The organism is Nocardia africana NBRC 100379, from assembly GCF_001612635.1.
Taxonomy (GTDB): domain Bacteria; phylum Actinomycetota; class Actinomycetes; order Mycobacteriales; family Mycobacteriaceae; genus Nocardia; species Nocardia africana.
In genome coordinates this window covers 149,229-165,173 of the sequence record NZ_BDAV01000013.1, presented here as the reverse complement: position 1 = coordinate 165,173, position 15,945 = coordinate 149,229, and the positions used below count along the sequence as shown (strand labels likewise).

The following is a 15,945-nucleotide window of genomic DNA, read 5'->3' as shown; positions in this document are numbered from 1 at the left end:
CCCGGCGGGACATCGTTCGTGCCTGCGGGGCCCTGCTCAGAGCTGGCAGGCCGGGCTGGGATGCAGCAGCCAGCACAGCACCGAGCCCGGCTGGTTCGAACCGCTCGCCGAGCCGGACCCGAGCGGCGTGTCGGCGATCGCGGTGTTCGCCTCCGGCGTCCGGGCTGTCGTCGCGGCGGCGCAGACGGTGCCCGGGGTGCATCCGTGGCTGATGTCGCCGAGCAGTTTCACCAGGTCGATGAGGCTGCTGCCGGCGCCGCCGTCGGTGGCCGAATCGGCGCTTCCGGAGGTGCCCGCGACCGGGGCGGCCGGCTCGAGCGGCAGCGGTGCGGCCGCCGCGACACCGGCGGCGAGGCCTGCGGTGATCGCGAGAGTCGCTGCGGCGGTCTGTAATACACGAGAGATGAGCATGGGCGCCTTCCTGTTTTCGGGACGCTTCCTTGATCCCGTGCGGCGTCGCGGCCGTTATCCGGTGTGATGCCCCCAAAAGTACCATCTTGTGAAACATCGACGTTTCCGATAACGCGCGCGGGTGCGTGGAACAGGGCGGACGCAAAAGCTGTAACCTGCACGTTATGGGTGCACTCATCGCGGTAGAGGGCCTCGACGGCGCGGGTAAGCGGACGCTGATCGACGCCGTCGTCGCGGGTCTGCGCGAGCGTGGTCTGCGCGTGGAGACGCTGGCCTTCCCGCGCTACGGCCGGTCGATCCACGCGGATCTGGCGGCCGAGGCCCTGCGCGGCCGGCACGGCGATGTGGCCGCATCCGTGAGCGCGATGGCGTTGCTGTTCGCCCTGGATCGCGCCGAGGCCCGCGACGAGTTGTCGAAACTGTTGGCAGACAACGATATTGTGCTGCTCGATCGGTATGTCGCCTCCAATGCCGCCTACAGCGCCGCGCGGGCCGGCGAGCAGGCGGACGGCGAAACGAGTTCGTGGATAGCGGAATTGGAGTTCGGCCGGTTCGAACTGCCGGTCCCCGATATCCAGGTACTGCTCGACGTACCGACCGAGCTGGCGGTCGAACGCGCCCGGCGCCGAGGTGAACTCGACACCGCCCGCGCGCTCGACGCCTACGAACGAGATATATCGCTGCAGGAACGTACGGCGGCGGTCTATCGTGTGTTGGCCGAATCGCGGTGGCACGGGCCGTGGTGGGTCCATGCGCCGCAGGACGATCCGGTCCGACTCACCGAACGACTGGCGGAAATGATTGGCCGATAGGGTGGCATGTGCGTCGGTAATGTAACCAGTGTTGGCGTGGTTGCCCGTTCCGAGCCGGAGAGATGACAACATAGTAATTATGAAGCCGAAGATTCTGGTCGTCGACGACGATATGGCGCTCGCCGAGATGCTCACGATCGTCTTGCGCGGCGAGGGTTTCGACCCCCATGTGGTCGGCGACGGCACGCAGGCGCTCACCGCGGTCCGGGAGCTACGCCCGGATCTGGTGCTGCTCGACCTCATGCTTCCGGGCATGAACGGTATCGACGTGTGCCGGGTGCTGCGCGCCGATTCCGGTGTGCCGATCGTGATGTTGACGGCCAAGACCGACACGGTCGACGTCGTCCTGGGCTTGGAATCGGGTGCCGACGACTACATCGTCAAGCCCTTCAAGCCGAAGGAACTGGTCGCGCGGGTGCGGGCGCGGTTGCGCCGGACCGACGACGAGCCGGCCGAACTCCTGTCGATCGCCGACATCGTCATCGACGTACCGGCCCACAAGGTGACCCGCAGCGGTCAGCAGATATCGCTGACGCCGCTCGAATTCGATCTGCTGGTGGCACTGGCGCGCAAACCGCGGCAGGTGTTCACCCGTGAGGTGCTGCTCGAGCAGGTCTGGGGCTACCGGCATGCGGCCGACACCCGCCTGGTGAACGTGCACGTGCAGCGACTGCGGGCCAAGGTCGAGAAGGATCCCGAGAACCCTGAGATCGTGCTGACCGTTCGTGGCGTGGGTTACAAGGCCGGACCGCCGTGATCGCAGGCTCCAGAAGCCGCGTCGAGCGGCTGCTGGCAGCTGTGGTGGCCTGGTTCAAATCCGTCGGAGAATCGCTGGGCCACACGTGGCGGCGATCGCTGCAGTTGCGCGTGGTCGTCTCCACGCTCACCCTGTCGCTGATCGTCATCACGATCCTCGGTGTGGTGCTGACCAGTCAGATCACCGACCGCCTCCTCGACGCGAAAGTCAATGCGGCCGTTGAGGAGATGAGTCGCGCCCGCAATACCGTCGAGGCGCAGCTGACGGGCGTTTCCGATTCGAGCACCCAGGCGGTCCGGCTGCAGGACGCCGTGCGTGCGCTGTCCTCCGGCAGCAGTTCGTCCACCGGCGGCGCCGGAACCTACAATGTCGCGCTGGCGATGGTGGGCGACGGCCAGCAGGAAGTGACCGCCGGGCCCATCACGGAGGTGCCGGCCGAGTTGCGCCGGTTCGTTCAGCAGAACCAGGTGAGCTACCAGTTCGCGACGATCTCGGATCCGGACGGTTATCGCGGGCCGGCGCTGATCATCGGCAGCCCGAGCTCGGAAGTGCCGACCCTCGAGGTCTATCTGATCTTCCCGCTCAACAACGAGCAGCGCAGCCTGAGCCTGATGCGCGGCACCATGCTGATCGGCGGCATCGTGCTGCTGCTGTTGCTGGCCGCGATCACCGCGCTGGTGGCCCGGCAGGTGGTGTTGCCGATCCGCTCGGCCGCCCGGATCGCCGGACGCTTCGCCGACGGCCGCCTCAAGGAGCGGATGCTGGTCCGGGGTGAGGACGATATGGCCAGACTCGCCATGTCGTTCAACGAGATGGCCGAAAGTCTGTCCAATCAGATCACTCAGCTCGAGGAATTCGGCAACCTGCAACGCCGCTTCACCTCCGATGTCAGCCACGAGCTGCGGACCCCGCTCACCACGGTGCGCATGGCCGCCGACCTCATCCACGGATCCAGCGACGAACTCGATCCGGCGCTGGCGCGCAGTGCCGAACTGCTGGTGACCGAGCTGGACCGATTCGAGGGCCTGCTCAACGACCTGCTCGAGATCAGCCGTCACGACGCGGGTGTGGCCGAATTGCAGATCGAATCGCTGGACGTGCGGATGTGCGCGCGGGCGGCGGTCTCCACGGTCCGGCATCTGGCCAAGGAAGCCGGCTGCGAACTGGTGGTGGACCTGCCCGAGGAACCGCTGGTCGCGGAGGTCGACCCGCGCCGCGTCGAACGCGTGCTGCGCAATCTGCTGGCCAACGCCATCGACCACAGCGAGGGCAAACCGGTCCTGATCCGCATGCGCGGTGACGTCGACGCCAACGCCGTCGCGATGGTGGTGCGCGATCAGGGCGTCGGACTTCGGCCCGGTGAGGAGAAGCTGGTCTTCAATCGCTTCTGGCGGTCGGACCCCTCGCGGATGCGGCGTTCCGGCGGTACCGGCCTGGGTCTGTTGATCAGCGTCGAGGACGCGAATCTGCACGACGGACGGCTCGAGGCCTGGGGCGAACCGGGGGCCGGTGCGAGCTTCCGGCTCACCCTGCCGCTGGTGCGCGGGCGAAAACTCGGAGCGAGCCCACTGTCGCTGGAACCGCCCAAGCGGCGGCTGGCCGACCTGCCCGCCGGGTCGGTGGAGGCGGCGGACGATCCCGCGAACGAGGCGCTCGCCGACCCGGCGGACCCGGCCACGAGCCCGGCAGCGGGGGACGGGCCCGACGGTCACGCGGGGATTGCCGGTACCGTCGAAGCGGATGCCGATGCCGAGCCGTCGGCGCGGACGACGCCGCCGGGCGCGGACGACACCTCCGAATCGCCGGAATCGCCGGACGGTGAACCGGCGGCCGAGCGGCCATCGCCGAAGCCGGCGAGGAAGAGCACGGACGGCTCGGACGACACCGCACTCGCCGACAAAGAGGACATCAACCCATGAACCGCACTCGTCTGGCAACGCTGCTCGCCGCGCTGTTCAGCTGCGTGCTGGTCCTCGCCGGGTGCGCCAACCTGCCGGATTCGTCGGCGCCGCAGGCACTGGGAACGCTCAACCACGAACCGACCTCGACCGGCCCGCATCCGCCGATCGTCGGGCGGGACCCGGATCTGCTGCTGCACGACTTCCTGGAGGCGACCGCCGATCCGACCGACCATCATCGGACGGCACGGCAGTACCTCACTCCGGCAGCGGCGCAGAGCTGGGACGACACGGCCAGCACCGTCATCGTCGACAAGCCGGATACGCTGCGCGAATCGCGGTCGGACAATACGGCGACCTATCAGATTCGCGCCCGCAAGGTCGGCCAGCTGGAAGCCGACGGCGCCTACAGCCCGGTCGACAACCTGCTCGAGAGCAAGATCGAGATGACGAAGGTCGGCGGCGAGTGGCGGATCGATGATCTGCCCGCGGGCGTCGCCATCGACAGCAACGCCTTCTACAAGTCCTATCGGCGCTTCACGGTGAACTTCGCGAATACCGAGGGCACCGCGATGGTGCCGGACCTGCGGTGGGTGTCGGCCCGGAAGGAGCAGCTCACCAAGGTCCTGCTGTCGCTGCTGTCGCAAGGGCCGCAGCAGGCCCTCGCACCCGCTGTGCGCAATGTGCTGGCCGATCCGGTGACCGTCCGGGGGATCAGTAAGGCCAACGGAGACGTGGAGGGTGTGGGCGTGGGCCTCGGCGGCGTCCGGGTGGACCTCACCGGTACGGCGGGGCTGGATCCGCACAGCCGGGAGCTGCTCGCCGCCCAGGTGGTGCTGACCCTGTCGAGCGCCGACATCCTGGGCCCGTACTTCTTCTTCGGCGACGGTAAACCGCTGGACGAACGGCACGCCGAATCCGGCTGGTCGGTCGCCGATGTCGGCAATTACAACGTGATCAACCGCGCGCACAACAAGATCGGCCTGCACGTGGTGCGCGACGGTGCGCTGATGAAGGTGACCGACACCTCGGTCGTGCCCGTGCCCGGATATTTCGGTGCCGCGCGCAACTTGCAGTCGGTCGGTTTGTCCGAGGACGGCAAACTCGTCGCCGCGGTGGCCGACAGTGGCCAGGCGGCGCCGGCTCCGGCGCAGATGCTGATCATCGGCAACATCGACGGCACGGCGTTTCCGGTGGCCCAGGGCAACACCTTCACGCGGCCGTCGTGGTCCTTCGACGGCGGGTCGGCATGGGCGGTCGTGGACGGCAACCGCGTCATCCGGGCCGTGCACGACCAGGCCAACGGCAACGTGTCGGTTCAGGACGTCGACGCCTCCGACCTTTTCGCGGTAGCGCCGGCCAGTTCCTCCGGGTCGGTTCCGCCGCGGCTGCCCATCACCGAACTGCGGATCTCACGCACCGGCGCGCGGGCGGCGATGATCATAGGCGGCAAGGTCTATGTGGCCGTGGTGGTGCCGAAGGGCGACGGGAAATACGCGCTCACCTCGCCGCAACCGGTGGCCGTCAGCCTCAGCACGCCCGCGGTCTCGGCGGATTGGCTCGGCGGCGACACCCTGATGGTGGCCCGCGAGGGCAGTGTCGATCCGGTGCAGTCGGTCGTCATCGACGGATCGCAGCCGAATCCGTTCACCAGCCGGAACCTGACCACCCCGGTGCGGGTGGTCAGCGCCTCCCCGGACGAGCAGTACGTCGCCGATTCCCGTGCGGTCATGCAGCTGCAATCGGTGGAGCCCAATACGGAACGCTTCTGGCGGGAAGTCCAGGGTCTGGGCGCCAACGCCATGCCCGTGTTACCGGGCTAGTCCGCGCGACGGCTACCTGTCGGTGGCCTCGGCCAGACTGGGCCGATGCGGACGCTGCTGGATTTGGTCCTGCCGCAGTACTGCGGGGGATGTGGATCGGCCGGAATCGGGTGGTGCGGGGAATGTGCCGCGACACTGAGCGCGGCGCCGATGCGGGTGTGGCCGCGCACCGATCCGGGGGTGCCGTGCTGGGCGTTGAGTGGATATGCGGGTCCGGCGCGGCGTGCTGTGGTGGCGGCGAAGGAATCGGGCCGCCGGGATCTGATCGCGCCGCTGGGCCGGGCCCTCGCCCGCGGTATCGGCGCACTGCGTGCTCCCGGCCGCCCGGTGATTCTGGTTCCGGCGCCGAGCCGCCGGGTCGCGGCCCGGCGTCGCGGGGGCGATCCGGTCCTGCGGACCGCGCGCGTCGCGACCGGTTGGCTGTCCGATTGCCATCTCGCACCCGTGCTGTGGGCGCGTGGTGAGGTGCGGGACTCCGTCGGATTGAGCGCGCGGGCGCGCCGGGACAATCTGGCAGGCCGGATCGTCGGCCGCGTCGGTGCCACGTCGGTTCTGCGTACCCTCGCGGCCGCCGACATCGTGCTGGTAGACGATGTCCTCACCACGGGCGCGACCGCCGCCGAATCGGTGCGGGTGCTGGCTCTGGCCGGGGTGAACGTGCGTGCCGTGATGGTGACGTGCGCCGCGTGAGTGGGAGAAATTTGCGTGAACAGTGGCGGACGGATCGTCGGCGTAATAGCGTTGCTGACAGAGCGATCTGACACCCGAACCCAGAGTTTGGAGGTGGCGACTCGGACGACTTCGTACCGAGCAATCCGGCATGAGTGGCGGGCCACGGGTGGCAGTCTGCAAGCCCTTCCGAATCCCGCGCAACCTCTCTCCGGTCGGCTCGGTGCGGTTGCTAACCCGCCGCACATGAATCGGTTGTGCGGCCAGATCCGGGAGGTACGCGTGACGACTTCACGACCTTCAGTGAAAGAAGCAGATCCCTCGACCGGTACGGGCACCCAGGTGGGTTCCGGTGAACTGAACGGAGCCGAACAGACTATTTCGGATGTGCCCCGGACGCCCGATGCGGACGTCGTGGTCAAGGGACGTAACGTCGAGGTACCCGATCATTTCCGCATTCACGTCGCGGACCGACTCTCCCGTCTGGAACGTTTCGACCCGTCGATCTATCTCTTCGATGTCGAGCTGTTCCATGAACGAAACCGCCGCCAGCGCAAGAACTGTCAGCGTGTCGAGATCACCGTGCGCGGCAAGGGCCCGGTGGTCCGGGCCGAAGCCTGTGCCGACAGTTTCTACGGCGCACTGGAATCCGCGGTGGTCAAACTCGAGGCCCGATTGCGGCGCAGCAAGGATCGCCGCCGGGTGCACTATGGCGAGAAGACACCGGTATCGGTGGCGGAGGCGACAGCCGCGCTGGTGGACGACACCCTGCCTGCCGGCCCTGACGGATCCGAGCCGGCCGACCGCACCGACACCGAATCGAGCGAGTACGCCGGGCCGGGGCATATCGTGCGCACCAAGGTCCATTCCGCGACGCCGATGTCGGTGGACGACGCGCTGTATCAGATGGAACTCGTCGGTCACGACTTCTTCCTCTTCCACGACCGCGAGACCGACCGGCCGTCGGTGGTCTATCGCCGTCACGCCTTCGACTACGGGTTGATCAGGCTGGCATAACGAGTTGTCGGAAGCCGGACGGCCGGGGCCCAGATGCCCCGGCCGTTCGTCGTTCACCGGACCGGCGAGATTACCGTGACATCTTGTATCGGCATCTTGCTCGCCCTACTGTAAAGGCATGGCCACCAAGCGTTCTCGTCGCGCCGTCATCGTCGCCGGTGCTCGCACCCCGTTCCTGCGCGCCTTCACCGACTACACGCGGATGGACACCATCGACCTGGGTGTCCTGGCTGTGGGCGGGCTGCTGGAGCGGACCGGACTGCCCAAGGATCAGGTGCAGGCCATGGTGTGGGGCGGGGTGATCCTGCCGAGTGCGGCGCCCAACGTCGCGCGGGAAATCGCCTTGGATCTCGGCCTCGACCACGGGTGCGAGGGCTACACGGTGACCCGTGCGTGCGCCTCCGGACTGCAGGCCGTGACCGCGGCGGCGGCCGCCATCGAACGCGGGGAATACGACATCATGGTCGCCGGCGGCAGCGATTCCACCAGCAATGCCGAGGTGAAGCTGCCGCAGAAGATGGTGCACGCGGCCGCGCCGCTGGCCCTGGGCAAACCGAAGCCGAAGGATTATCTGTCCGCGGTGGCGCAGTTGGCGCCGTTCACGGATCTGCTGCCGCGCCGGCCGAAGATCGCCGAGCGCACCACCGGCGAGGTGATGGGGGAGTCGGCGGAGAAGATGGCCCGCATCAACGGCATCACCCGGGAGCAGCAGGACGCCTTCGCTGCCCGGTCGCATCATCGCGCGGCGGCGGCGATCGAATCCGGCCGGTTCGACCGGGAGGTGCTCGCGGTCGCCACACCGGACGGGAAGACGGTGACTCGCGACGGACTGGTGCGCGCGGACACCGGTGTCGAGAAGCTGGCGACCCTTGCCCCGGTCTTCCAGCGCGACGGCACGGTGACCGCGGGCAATGCCAGCCCGCTCACCGACGGTGCGGCCGCGGTGCTGCTGATGAGCGAGGAGAAGGCGCGCGCCCTGGGCTTCGAACCGCTGGCGGCCTTCCGGTCCTGGAGTTTCGTCAGCGTCGACCCGTCCGATCAGGTGCTGATCGGTCCGGCCATCTCCATGCCGCGGGCGCTCGACAAGGCCGGGCTGGCACTGTCGGACGTCGATGTCGTCGATGTCCACGAGGCCTTCGCCGCCCAGACCCTCTCGGTGGTGTCGGCCCTGGGCAGCGACACGTGGGCCAAATCCCGGCTGGACCGCGACAGTGCCGTCGGCGAGATCGACCCGGACATTCTCAATGTGCACGGCGGTTCGATCTCGATCGGTCATCCCTTCGGCGCCACCGGCGCCCGGATGGTGACGACCATGGCCAACGAGCTGGCCCTCACCGGGAAGAGCACCGCGCTGCTGGGTATCTGTGCCGCGGGAGGGCACGGCGCTTCGGCGGTTCTCGAACGGGTGTAGCGCAGGGGTCAGTACCGCTCCCAGTGGATCGCGTCGTCGAGTGGACGCCGGTCACGCCAGCCGAAGCGTTCCAGATCCGGCGTGTGCTGGAATTCGTGCACCGGACCGACGCACAGCCACGCGACAGGACGAATGCCGGCGGGCAGCTCGATCAGTTCGGTGAGGAACGGTGCGTCGTAGAAGCTCACCCAGCCGACGCCCACCCCTTCGGCGGTCGCCGCCAGCCACAGGTTCTGAATGGCGAGAACGGTGGAATACAAACCGGTTTCGGGGACGGTCGCGCGACCGAGGATCTGTGGTCCGCCGCGACTGTCGTCGTGGGTGACGACGATTCCGGTGCCGCTCTCGGTAATGCCCTCGATCTTGATCGGCTCGAAGGTACGGGCCCGCTCCGGTGGCAGCGAATCCCGGAATTCGATGCGCTTGTCGGCCACGTGTGCGGCGAAGCGCGCCAAGGTCGCCGGGTCGCGCACGACGACGAAATCCCACGGCTGCGAATTGCCGACGCTGGGTGCGCGATGGGCCGCGTCGAGGATTCGGAGCAGGGTCGCATCGTCGACGAGTTCGCCGGTGAATTCCGCACGCACATCGCGGCGCCGCCGGATCACGTCGTAGATGCTGGATTCTTGCGTTGACACCGGTTCAGTCAATCAGGCCCGGACGCCGGCAGACGAAAGGGGCTCTCCGGAGATCGAATCCGGAGAGCCCCCTCTGTTCGGTGATCGCTCAGGCGGCCGAGCCGACCGTCTGCCGGCGTTCCGCCACCCGGCGCTTGCCTTCCTTCAGCGCGGTGCGCAACCCGCGCCGGCGCCCGGTCACCGGGTCGACCGTGCCGATGCCGCCGAATGCGCGCTCGGATTTGGTCTCGGGAGCGTCGTCGGTGCCGCGGCGCAGATATTTGTTGGGCACCGAGAGCTTGATGATGGTGCGCCACGATTTCGCGTACTGCACCGGCAGCGAGCCGCTGGTGTAGGGCAGATCGTATTTGTCGCACAATTCCCGCACGCGCACGGCGATGGCCCGCAGCCGGTTGCTCGGCAGGTCCGGGAACAGGTGGTGTTCGATCTGATGGGAGAGGTTGCCGGTCATGAAATGCATGACCGCGCCGCCGGTGATATTCGCGCTGCCCAGCATCTGGCGCAGGTACCACTCGCCCTGCGTTTCGTTGTCCACATCGCCCTTGGTGAACTTCTCCGCGCCGTCGGGGAAGTGGCCGCAGAAGATCACCGCGTTGGTCCACACATTGCGAACGATATTGGCGGTGATATTGGCCGTCAGTGTGGACAGGAAGGCCGGTCCGGTCAGCAACGGGAAGATCAGATAATCCTTGGCCGCCTGCTTGCCGACCTTCTTGAGCACGACCTTGCGGTCCTGCTCGAATTGCCGGCGTTCCGGCGAATCGGCCGGCCACTTCTTCTTCGCGACCTTGCCCAGCTCCAAATGCTGGATGGCCACGCCGTATTCGAAGAACATCTGCAGCAGCAGGTTGTAGACAGGCTGTCCGAGATAGAACGGTGTCCACCGCTGATCGCGCGTCACGCGCAGCAGGCCGTAGCCGATGTCGTCATCCATACCCAGCACGTTGGTGTACTTGTGGTGCAGGTAGTTGTGCGTGATCTTCCAGTGTTCCGACGGGCCCGCGTTGTCCCACTCCCAGTTGGAGGAGTGGATCTCCGGATCGTTCATCCAGTCCCACTGGCCGTGCATGACGTTGTGGCCGATCTCCATGTTCTCGATGATCTTGGCGGCCGACAACATCGCCGTGCCGGCCAGCCAGGCCGGCGGTAGGAAACTGGCGAACAGTGTGGCGCGACCCCCGATTTCCAGGGCGCGCTGCAAACGGATCACGTTACGGATGTAGCGAGCGTCGTTCTCGCCTCGGGAGGCCTCGATTTCGCGCCGGATCGCATCGAGCTCCGCGCCGATCGCTTCCACATCCTCGGGAGTGAGGTGGGCGTATTCCTTGACATCCGAGATCGCCATACTGGTTACACTACCGTAGGTTACGGTCCCGTAGGTTGTCTCCGGATCAGATTACAAATGTGGCGTATACCGCATTGTGATCGTGCCCGATATGGCTTAGGTTAGTCGCTTCCGTTGTTGCCGCAACCGGACGCGAACGGTCGCCCGGCCACGCAGCCCGCGGCGCCGGAGAATCTGCTTCTCCGCCCGTGCTTTTTCCTGCAGGGCGAGCTTGGCTTCGCGCAGCGCAGCCTTTTCCTGCCGGGCCTTCTCGCGCAATGCGGCCTTCGCTTCGACCAGTGCCGACCGCAATCCCTGTCGCCGCCCGGTGAGCGGGTCGACACCGAACAGCGGATCCTCGGTACCGGCCGTCAAGGGACGGGTCAGCAGCGAGAATTTGCGTTCCGACGACGTCTCCGGGGCGTCGTCGGCGGTACGGCGGAGGAAACGATCGGGCAGCGCCAGTTTGTGAATCGTGCGGAACGCCAGCGCATATTGTCTGCCCAGCGATCCGGTGGTGTACGGCAGATCGTATTTGTCGCAGAGCTGACGGACCTGCTCGGCGATCTCCGGATACCGATTGCTCGGAATGTCCGGAAAGAGATGATGTTCGATCTGGTAGCACAGGTTGCCGCTCATGAACGCCATCGCCGGCCCGGCCTGGAAGTTGGCACTGCCCAGCATCTGCCGCAGATACCATTCCGCCCGGGTTTCGTCCGCGAACTGTTCCTCGGTGAATTTCTCGGCGCCGTCCGGGAAATGGCCGCAGAAGATCACCGCGTACGCCCACAGATTGCGGATCAGGTTGGCCGTCGCGTTGCCCTTGAGTGTCGCCTTCCAGCCCGGGCCGCTCAGCAGCGGAAAGACCACGAAGTCCTTGGCGACCTGACGGCCGGCCTTGCGCAGGAACTGCCGGTTGGGTTCGGACAGCAGATCGCTGCGCGGAACTCCGGTCTGCAGTTTCTCGATCTTCAGATCGTGCAGGGCGATACCCCACTCGAAGAGCGCGGCCAGGATCAGATTCGCCACCGGCTGTGCGAGATTGATCGGCTTCCACTCTTCGTCGCGGGTCATGCGCAGAATGCCGAAGCCCACGTCGTCGTCCATGCCGACGATGTTGGTGTAGGTGTGATGCGAGAAGTTGTGGGCCCGTTTCCACTGCCCGGAGGTGCCGGTCATATCCCACTCCCAGCTGGTGGAGTGGATCTCCGGGTCGTTCATCCAGTCCCATTGCCCGTGGCTGATGTTGTGCCCGAGCTCCATGTTCTCGATGATCTTGGCCACCGACAACATGGCGGTGCCGGCGACCCAGGCCCATTTGTTGCGGCCGGCGAACAGCGCGGCCCGGCCCGCGGCCTCGAGCGTGCGCTGGGCGCGGATGGTGCGCCGGATGTACGCGGCGTCGCGCTCACCCAGCGATTGCTCCACCGTGCGGCGGATGGTGTCGAGTTCCTGCCCCAGTGTGTCGATATCGGCAGCCGTCAGATGCGAATACGCCTTGATGTCGGTGATGGCCACGGTCCTGCAATGCCTCCGCTTCGCTCCGGCGGTTTCGAAATGAATGCCTCTGCATCGCGTCGGCGGCCGGGATCGGATTGCCTCCGCTGCGCTTCGGTGGGAGGTCTCGGTCTTGTCCTCTTCAGGGTATCGGTTACCGGTGGTGATCGCTCGCACCGCTGCGGGGCGAGCTGGTGAACACCACCGGAACGCGACTCACACGTCCAGGGTGCAGTCACCGGCCGCGGCCGAGATGCAGGTCTGCACCTTCTCCCCGGCCTGATGCTCGGCGCCGTTGCGCAGATCGCGCACATGTCCGTCGGCCAGGGTGACCACGCAGGTCTGGCAGATACCCATCCGGCAGCCGAACGGCATCTGCACGCCCGCGGCCTCACCGGCCTCGAGCAGGCTGGTGGCGCCGTCGACCTCGGTGCTGCGATCGGTGCGGGCGAAGGTGACCGTGCCGCCCTCGCCGACCGCCGAACGTTCCACCTCGAACCGCTCGACGTGCAGCTTGTCGCTGATACCCGCGGCGGCCCAGTGCTTTTCGACATCGTTGAGCAGACCGGCCGGACCGCAGGCCCAGGTCTCGCGCTCGCGCCAGTCGGGGAACCGGCTGTCGAGATCGGCCAGATCGAATTTGCCCTGTTCACCGGTGAGATGGATGTGGGCGGTGAAGCCGGGATGCTTGTCGTGCAGCGCCCGCAGCTCCGCGCCGAACATGACGTCGTCGGCGGTCCGAGCGGAATGGATGTGCACGATGTCGTCCATCGCGTCGCCGTCGGTGCGGTCGGCGGCACGGCGGTCCATGGTCCGCAGCATGGCCATCACCGGAGTGATGCCGCTGCCCGCGGTGATGAACAACACCTTCGCCGGCGGCGGTTCCGGCAGGACGAACCCGCCCTGCGGCGCGGCCAGGCGCACCACCGTGCCCTGGGGCACGCCGTTGACCAGGTGGCTGGACAGGAAGCCCTCCGGCATCGCCTTCACCGCGATCGAGATCACGCGGTCGGCGCGGCTGTCCGGATGGGTCCAGTCCGGCGGGCAGGTCAGCGAATACGACCGCCAGTGCCAGCGCCCGTCGACCAGGACACCGATGCCGATGTACTGGCCGGGGGTGAAGGTGAAATCGAAACCCCAGCCCGGCTTGATCACCAGGGTCACCGAATCAGCGGTTTCCTTGCGGACCTCGACGATCCGCCCGCGAAGTTCCCGTGCCGACCACAGCGGATTCACCAGATGCAGGTAATCGTCGGGCAGCAGCGGGGTGGTGATGCGGGCGGCCGCGCCGCGCAGCGCGTCCAGGCGCGTCCGTCCGGCCATCTTCGCGTCCGCGACCGGGGCCTCGAGCCATGCCCGCAGGCCTTGTACCGATTTCGACACCATCGTGCGAATGCTCATTTCCTGTGATCACGCGCCTGCGGCGCACCCTTCGAGCCAAGGTTACGGCATCGTAGGTTAGCGGGCGGATCAGAGGAGGTCGAGCAGGAACGGCAACTCCTGTGCCGCGTACCAAGCCAACTGGTGATCCTCCGCGTCGCCCAGCACGAATTCCGCGTCCGGATCACCCAGATCGGCCGCGTCTACGACGTCGACGGCCTTCGCGACCTGAGGTTCGGCCTCGGCCAGGTCGACGTGCACCGAGGCGATGCGCTTGTAGGTGATCGGACCGGACAGCCGGACCACCGCGTCGTCGAGGTCCGGGCGCAGGGTCGTGCCCGTCACATCGGCGGCGATCACGGCACGGCGGTACACGGGTGCCGAGTACGACGCCCCCTCGTCGTCGGCGTCCGGATCGGTCCCGGCCTGTTCGGCATCGCCGTCTTCGGCGTGCAGCAGGGCGGATTCGCGTTCCTCGGCGAGCAGTCGCAGCGATGCGCGTGCCGCTTCACCCATCGCCACCTCGGCCAGTTCCTCGTCGTCGCCGGAGGCGTAGGCCTCGCGCAACGCGGGGGTGACCGCGAAGGCGGTGTCGTTCACCGCGCGAATTTCGCGCTGCGCCACCAACTCTCGGAGCATGGCGATGGTGGCTGGGACATAGACGCGTAACTTGCCCTGATCAGACGCAGGCACCGAGCATCTCCTCCATGGATTCGCGCACCGCCGACGCCAGTACGGCGATATCGGCCATCGCTTCGCGGTCGGCATTGAAACCGTAGAACACACGTCCGTCGTAGGACGTGATTCCGATGCTCGATGCCTGATTGCGCAGCAACGGCGATACCGGATACATCTCCAGCATCCGCGCACCGCCGATGTACATCGGCCGCTGCGGACCCGGGGCGTTGGTGATCACCAGGTTGAATGTGTGTTCTGCGAACGTACTCGCCGCCCGCACACTCATCGCGTGCAGGCTCGCCGGGGCGAAGCCGGCCATGTGAACCAGGGTGCGTGCCCGCACACCGCGTCCGTTCCGGGAATTCTCGGCCGTGGCATGCGAGATGTGCGACAGCCGCATCACCGGATTCTGCTCTCCCACCGGGAGATCGATCAGAAACGAGGAGACCTCGCTGGCCGGGTGCACCGTGTCCTCGGCCGGCCCGTCGACGTAGACCGACATCGGCACCACCGCTCGCAGCACCGCAGATTCGACCAGGACCTCCCCGCGTGATTGCAGGAATATCCGCAGCGCGCCGGTCACCACGGCCAGGATGGCATCGTTGATGGAGCAGCCGAAGTGTCGTCGAATGCGGCGATAGTCCTCGAGGTCGGTCCGTGCGATATCGAACCGGCGGCACCGGGAGATCGAGGTGTTGAAGGGGCTGTCGGGCGCCGTCCGCCCGGCCGCGCGCACCCGGCTGACCGCGGCGTCGACGGCCTTGCCCGCGGCCGCCACCACCGCCGACGCGTTGGCGCCGGCATCGCGCACGACTTCCCATGCCGCCGCGGGCTGGGTCGCCATTTCGGCCAGCGACATGCCCAGCAGTTCCACGTCACCGGGTTCGCGGTGCGCCACCCAGGTGTCGGTGGCGACCACCCTCGGCGAGGGCCCCGAATCCAGAATCACGTGCCCGATCTCGAGCGCGGCGTCGCCGTCCACCAGCGCCGAATGGGTTTTGGTGAAGATCGCGCAGCGGTCCTCGGACAGGCCCTCGATCAGATACATCTCCCACAGCGGCCGGCTCTGGTCGAGCGGTCGCGACGTCAGCCGCCCGACCAGCTCGTAGAGCTGCTCGTCGGAGCCCGGGGCCGGCAGCGCCGATCGCCGTACGTGATAAGTGAGGTCGAAGCGGCTGTCCTCGACCCAGACCGGGCGCCCCACCTTGAACGGGACCTCGCGGACCTTGCGGCGGTACCGCGGCACCATCGACAGCCGGCTGTCGACCACGTCCAGCAGCGTCTGGTAGTCCACGCACGCCGAACCGTCGCCGGGATCCTCGGGCGTCGCGCGCACGATCGCGAGAGAGCCGATGTGCATGGGATTGGTGCTCGACTCGAGCCGGAAGAACGACGCGTCCTGCGGCGTCAATCTCGTGATCACGCTGTCCGAACTCCTCTCCGTTGCCGCTCTCCATTGTGGAGTGACACAAACCTTCTGCGCGTGACTGTGTGGGACTTGTCGCGTCGGCGTCGGAATTCCGCCGTCGTCGACGCCGGGCATGGCATGCTGGTTCGATCCGTGCCCAAGCATGCCGACCAGGGGGAGTGTCGAATGCTCGAGTCTTCTGCAAGCCCGGTATACACCCGC

14 protein-coding genes are annotated in these 15,945 nt (G+C 67.1%); 7 read left to right on the top strand and 7 right to left on the bottom strand.

What is annotated here, in order from left to right; all coding sequences use genetic code 11:
• Window positions 1-36: 36 nt before the first annotated feature.
• Window positions 37-411, bottom strand: a complete 375-nt coding sequence (locus NA3_RS23860) for a hypothetical protein (protein ID WP_062965888.1) — start codon at window positions 409-411, stop codon at window positions 37-39.
• A gap of 164 nt (window positions 412-575) precedes the next feature.
• Here NA3_RS23860 and NA3_RS23855 point away from each other — a divergent pair, with 164 nt between their 5' ends.
• The 7 genes from NA3_RS23855 (at window position 576) to NA3_RS23825 (ending at window position 8,798) form a co-directional block, all read left to right on the top strand.
• Entirely contained in the window at window positions 576-1,223 is a 648-nt protein-coding gene (locus tag NA3_RS23855; protein ID WP_062966033.1) for a dTMP kinase, read from the top strand.
• 79 nt (window positions 1,224-1,302) lie between these two features.
• A complete protein-coding gene (gene mtrA, locus NA3_RS23850) occupies window positions 1,303-1,980 on the top strand; it encodes an MtrAB system response regulator MtrA (protein ID WP_030515021.1) in 678 nt (225 codons plus the stop codon).
• A gap of 44 nt (window positions 1,981-2,024) precedes the next feature.
• Complete coding sequence (gene mtrB / locus NA3_RS23845) at window positions 2,025-3,899, top strand: MtrAB system histidine kinase MtrB (RefSeq protein ID WP_084491844.1); 1,875 nt, start codon at window positions 2,025-2,027, stop codon at window positions 3,897-3,899.
• Window positions 3,896-5,701: an MtrAB system accessory lipoprotein LpqB gene (gene lpqB / locus NA3_RS23840; protein WP_062965887.1), complete on the top strand. Its 1,806-nt coding sequence runs from the start codon at window positions 3,896-3,898 to the stop codon at window positions 5,699-5,701. Before mtrB ends, lpqB begins: the two co-directional genes overlap by 4 nt.
• A 45-nt stretch (window positions 5,702-5,746) precedes the next feature.
• Entirely contained in the window at window positions 5,747-6,391 is a 645-nt protein-coding gene (locus tag NA3_RS23835; RefSeq protein ID WP_062965886.1) for a ComF family protein, read from the top strand.
• Between the two features lie 282 nt (window positions 6,392-6,673).
• Window positions 6,674-7,387, top strand: coding sequence for a ribosome hibernation-promoting factor, HPF/YfiA family (gene hpf / locus NA3_RS23830; RefSeq protein ID WP_227995539.1), 714 nt, complete (start codon window positions 6,674-6,676; stop codon window positions 7,385-7,387).
• Between the two features lie 118 nt (window positions 7,388-7,505).
• Window positions 7,506-8,798, top strand: a complete 1,293-nt coding sequence (locus tag NA3_RS23825; protein WP_062965885.1) for an acetyl-CoA C-acyltransferase — start codon at window positions 7,506-7,508, stop codon at window positions 8,796-8,798.
• A gap of 8 nt (window positions 8,799-8,806) precedes the next feature.
• Here the strand turns inward: NA3_RS23825 and bluB are convergent, their stop codons facing one another.
• The 6 genes from bluB to NA3_RS23795 form a co-directional block, all read right to left on the bottom strand.
• Window positions 8,807-9,436, bottom strand: a complete 630-nt coding sequence (gene bluB, locus NA3_RS23820) for a 5,6-dimethylbenzimidazole synthase (protein WP_062965884.1) — start codon at window positions 9,434-9,436, stop codon at window positions 8,807-8,809.
• Between the two features lie 88 nt (window positions 9,437-9,524).
• On the bottom strand, window positions 9,525-10,781 hold the full coding sequence (locus NA3_RS23815; protein ID WP_062965883.1) for a fatty acid desaturase family protein: 1,257 nt from the start codon (window positions 10,779-10,781) through the stop codon (window positions 9,525-9,527).
• Between the two features lie 96 nt (window positions 10,782-10,877).
• On the bottom strand, window positions 10,878-12,278 hold the full coding sequence (locus NA3_RS23810) for a fatty acid desaturase family protein (protein WP_062965882.1): 1,401 nt from the start codon (window positions 12,276-12,278) through the stop codon (window positions 10,878-10,880).
• 195 nt (window positions 12,279-12,473) lie between these two features.
• Window positions 12,474-13,643 (bottom strand): ferredoxin reductase, encoded by a 1,170-nt coding sequence (locus tag NA3_RS23805; RefSeq protein WP_062966031.1) that lies wholly within the window; start codon window positions 13,641-13,643, stop codon window positions 12,474-12,476.
• A gap of 84 nt (window positions 13,644-13,727) precedes the next feature.
• Window positions 13,728-14,276 (bottom strand): DUF6912 family protein, encoded by a 549-nt coding sequence (locus NA3_RS23800; RefSeq protein ID WP_062965881.1) that lies wholly within the window; start codon window positions 14,274-14,276, stop codon window positions 13,728-13,730.
• A 40-nt stretch (window positions 14,277-14,316) separates the two neighbouring features.
• Window positions 14,317-15,738, bottom strand: coding sequence for a WS/DGAT/MGAT family O-acyltransferase (locus NA3_RS23795; protein WP_062965880.1), 1,422 nt, complete (start codon window positions 15,736-15,738; stop codon window positions 14,317-14,319).
• Window positions 15,739-15,945 lie beyond the last annotated feature (207 nt).

Bases quoted from the DNA above. Each gene is read 5' to 3' on its own strand.
- NA3_RS23805 (WP_062966031.1), bottom strand. From the start codon at position 13,643: ATGGTGTCGAAATCGGTACAAGGCCTGCGGGCATGGCTCGAGGCCCCG.
- NA3_RS23860 (WP_062965888.1), bottom strand. From the start codon at position 411: ATGCTCATCTCTCGTGTATTACAGACCGCCGCAGCGACTCTCGCGATC.
- NA3_RS23825 (WP_062965885.1), top strand. From the start codon at position 7,506: ATGGCCACCAAGCGTTCTCGTCGCGCCGTCATCGTCGCCGGTGCTCGC.
- NA3_RS23855 (WP_062966033.1), top strand. From the start codon at position 576: ATGGGTGCACTCATCGCGGTAGAGGGCCTCGACGGCGCGGGTAAGCGG.
- mtrA (WP_030515021.1), top strand. From the start codon at position 1,303: ATGAAGCCGAAGATTCTGGTCGTCGACGACGATATGGCGCTCGCCGAG.
- NA3_RS23800 (WP_062965881.1), bottom strand. From the start codon at position 14,276: ATGCTCCGAGAGTTGGTGGCGCAGCGCGAAATTCGCGCGGTGAACGAC.
- NA3_RS23815 (WP_062965883.1), bottom strand. From the start codon at position 10,781: ATGGCGATCTCGGATGTCAAGGAATACGCCCACCTCACTCCCGAGGAT.
- lpqB (WP_062965887.1), top strand. From the start codon at position 3,896: ATGAACCGCACTCGTCTGGCAACGCTGCTCGCCGCGCTGTTCAGCTGC.
- NA3_RS23835 (WP_062965886.1), top strand. From the start codon at position 5,747: ATGCGGACGCTGCTGGATTTGGTCCTGCCGCAGTACTGCGGGGGATGT.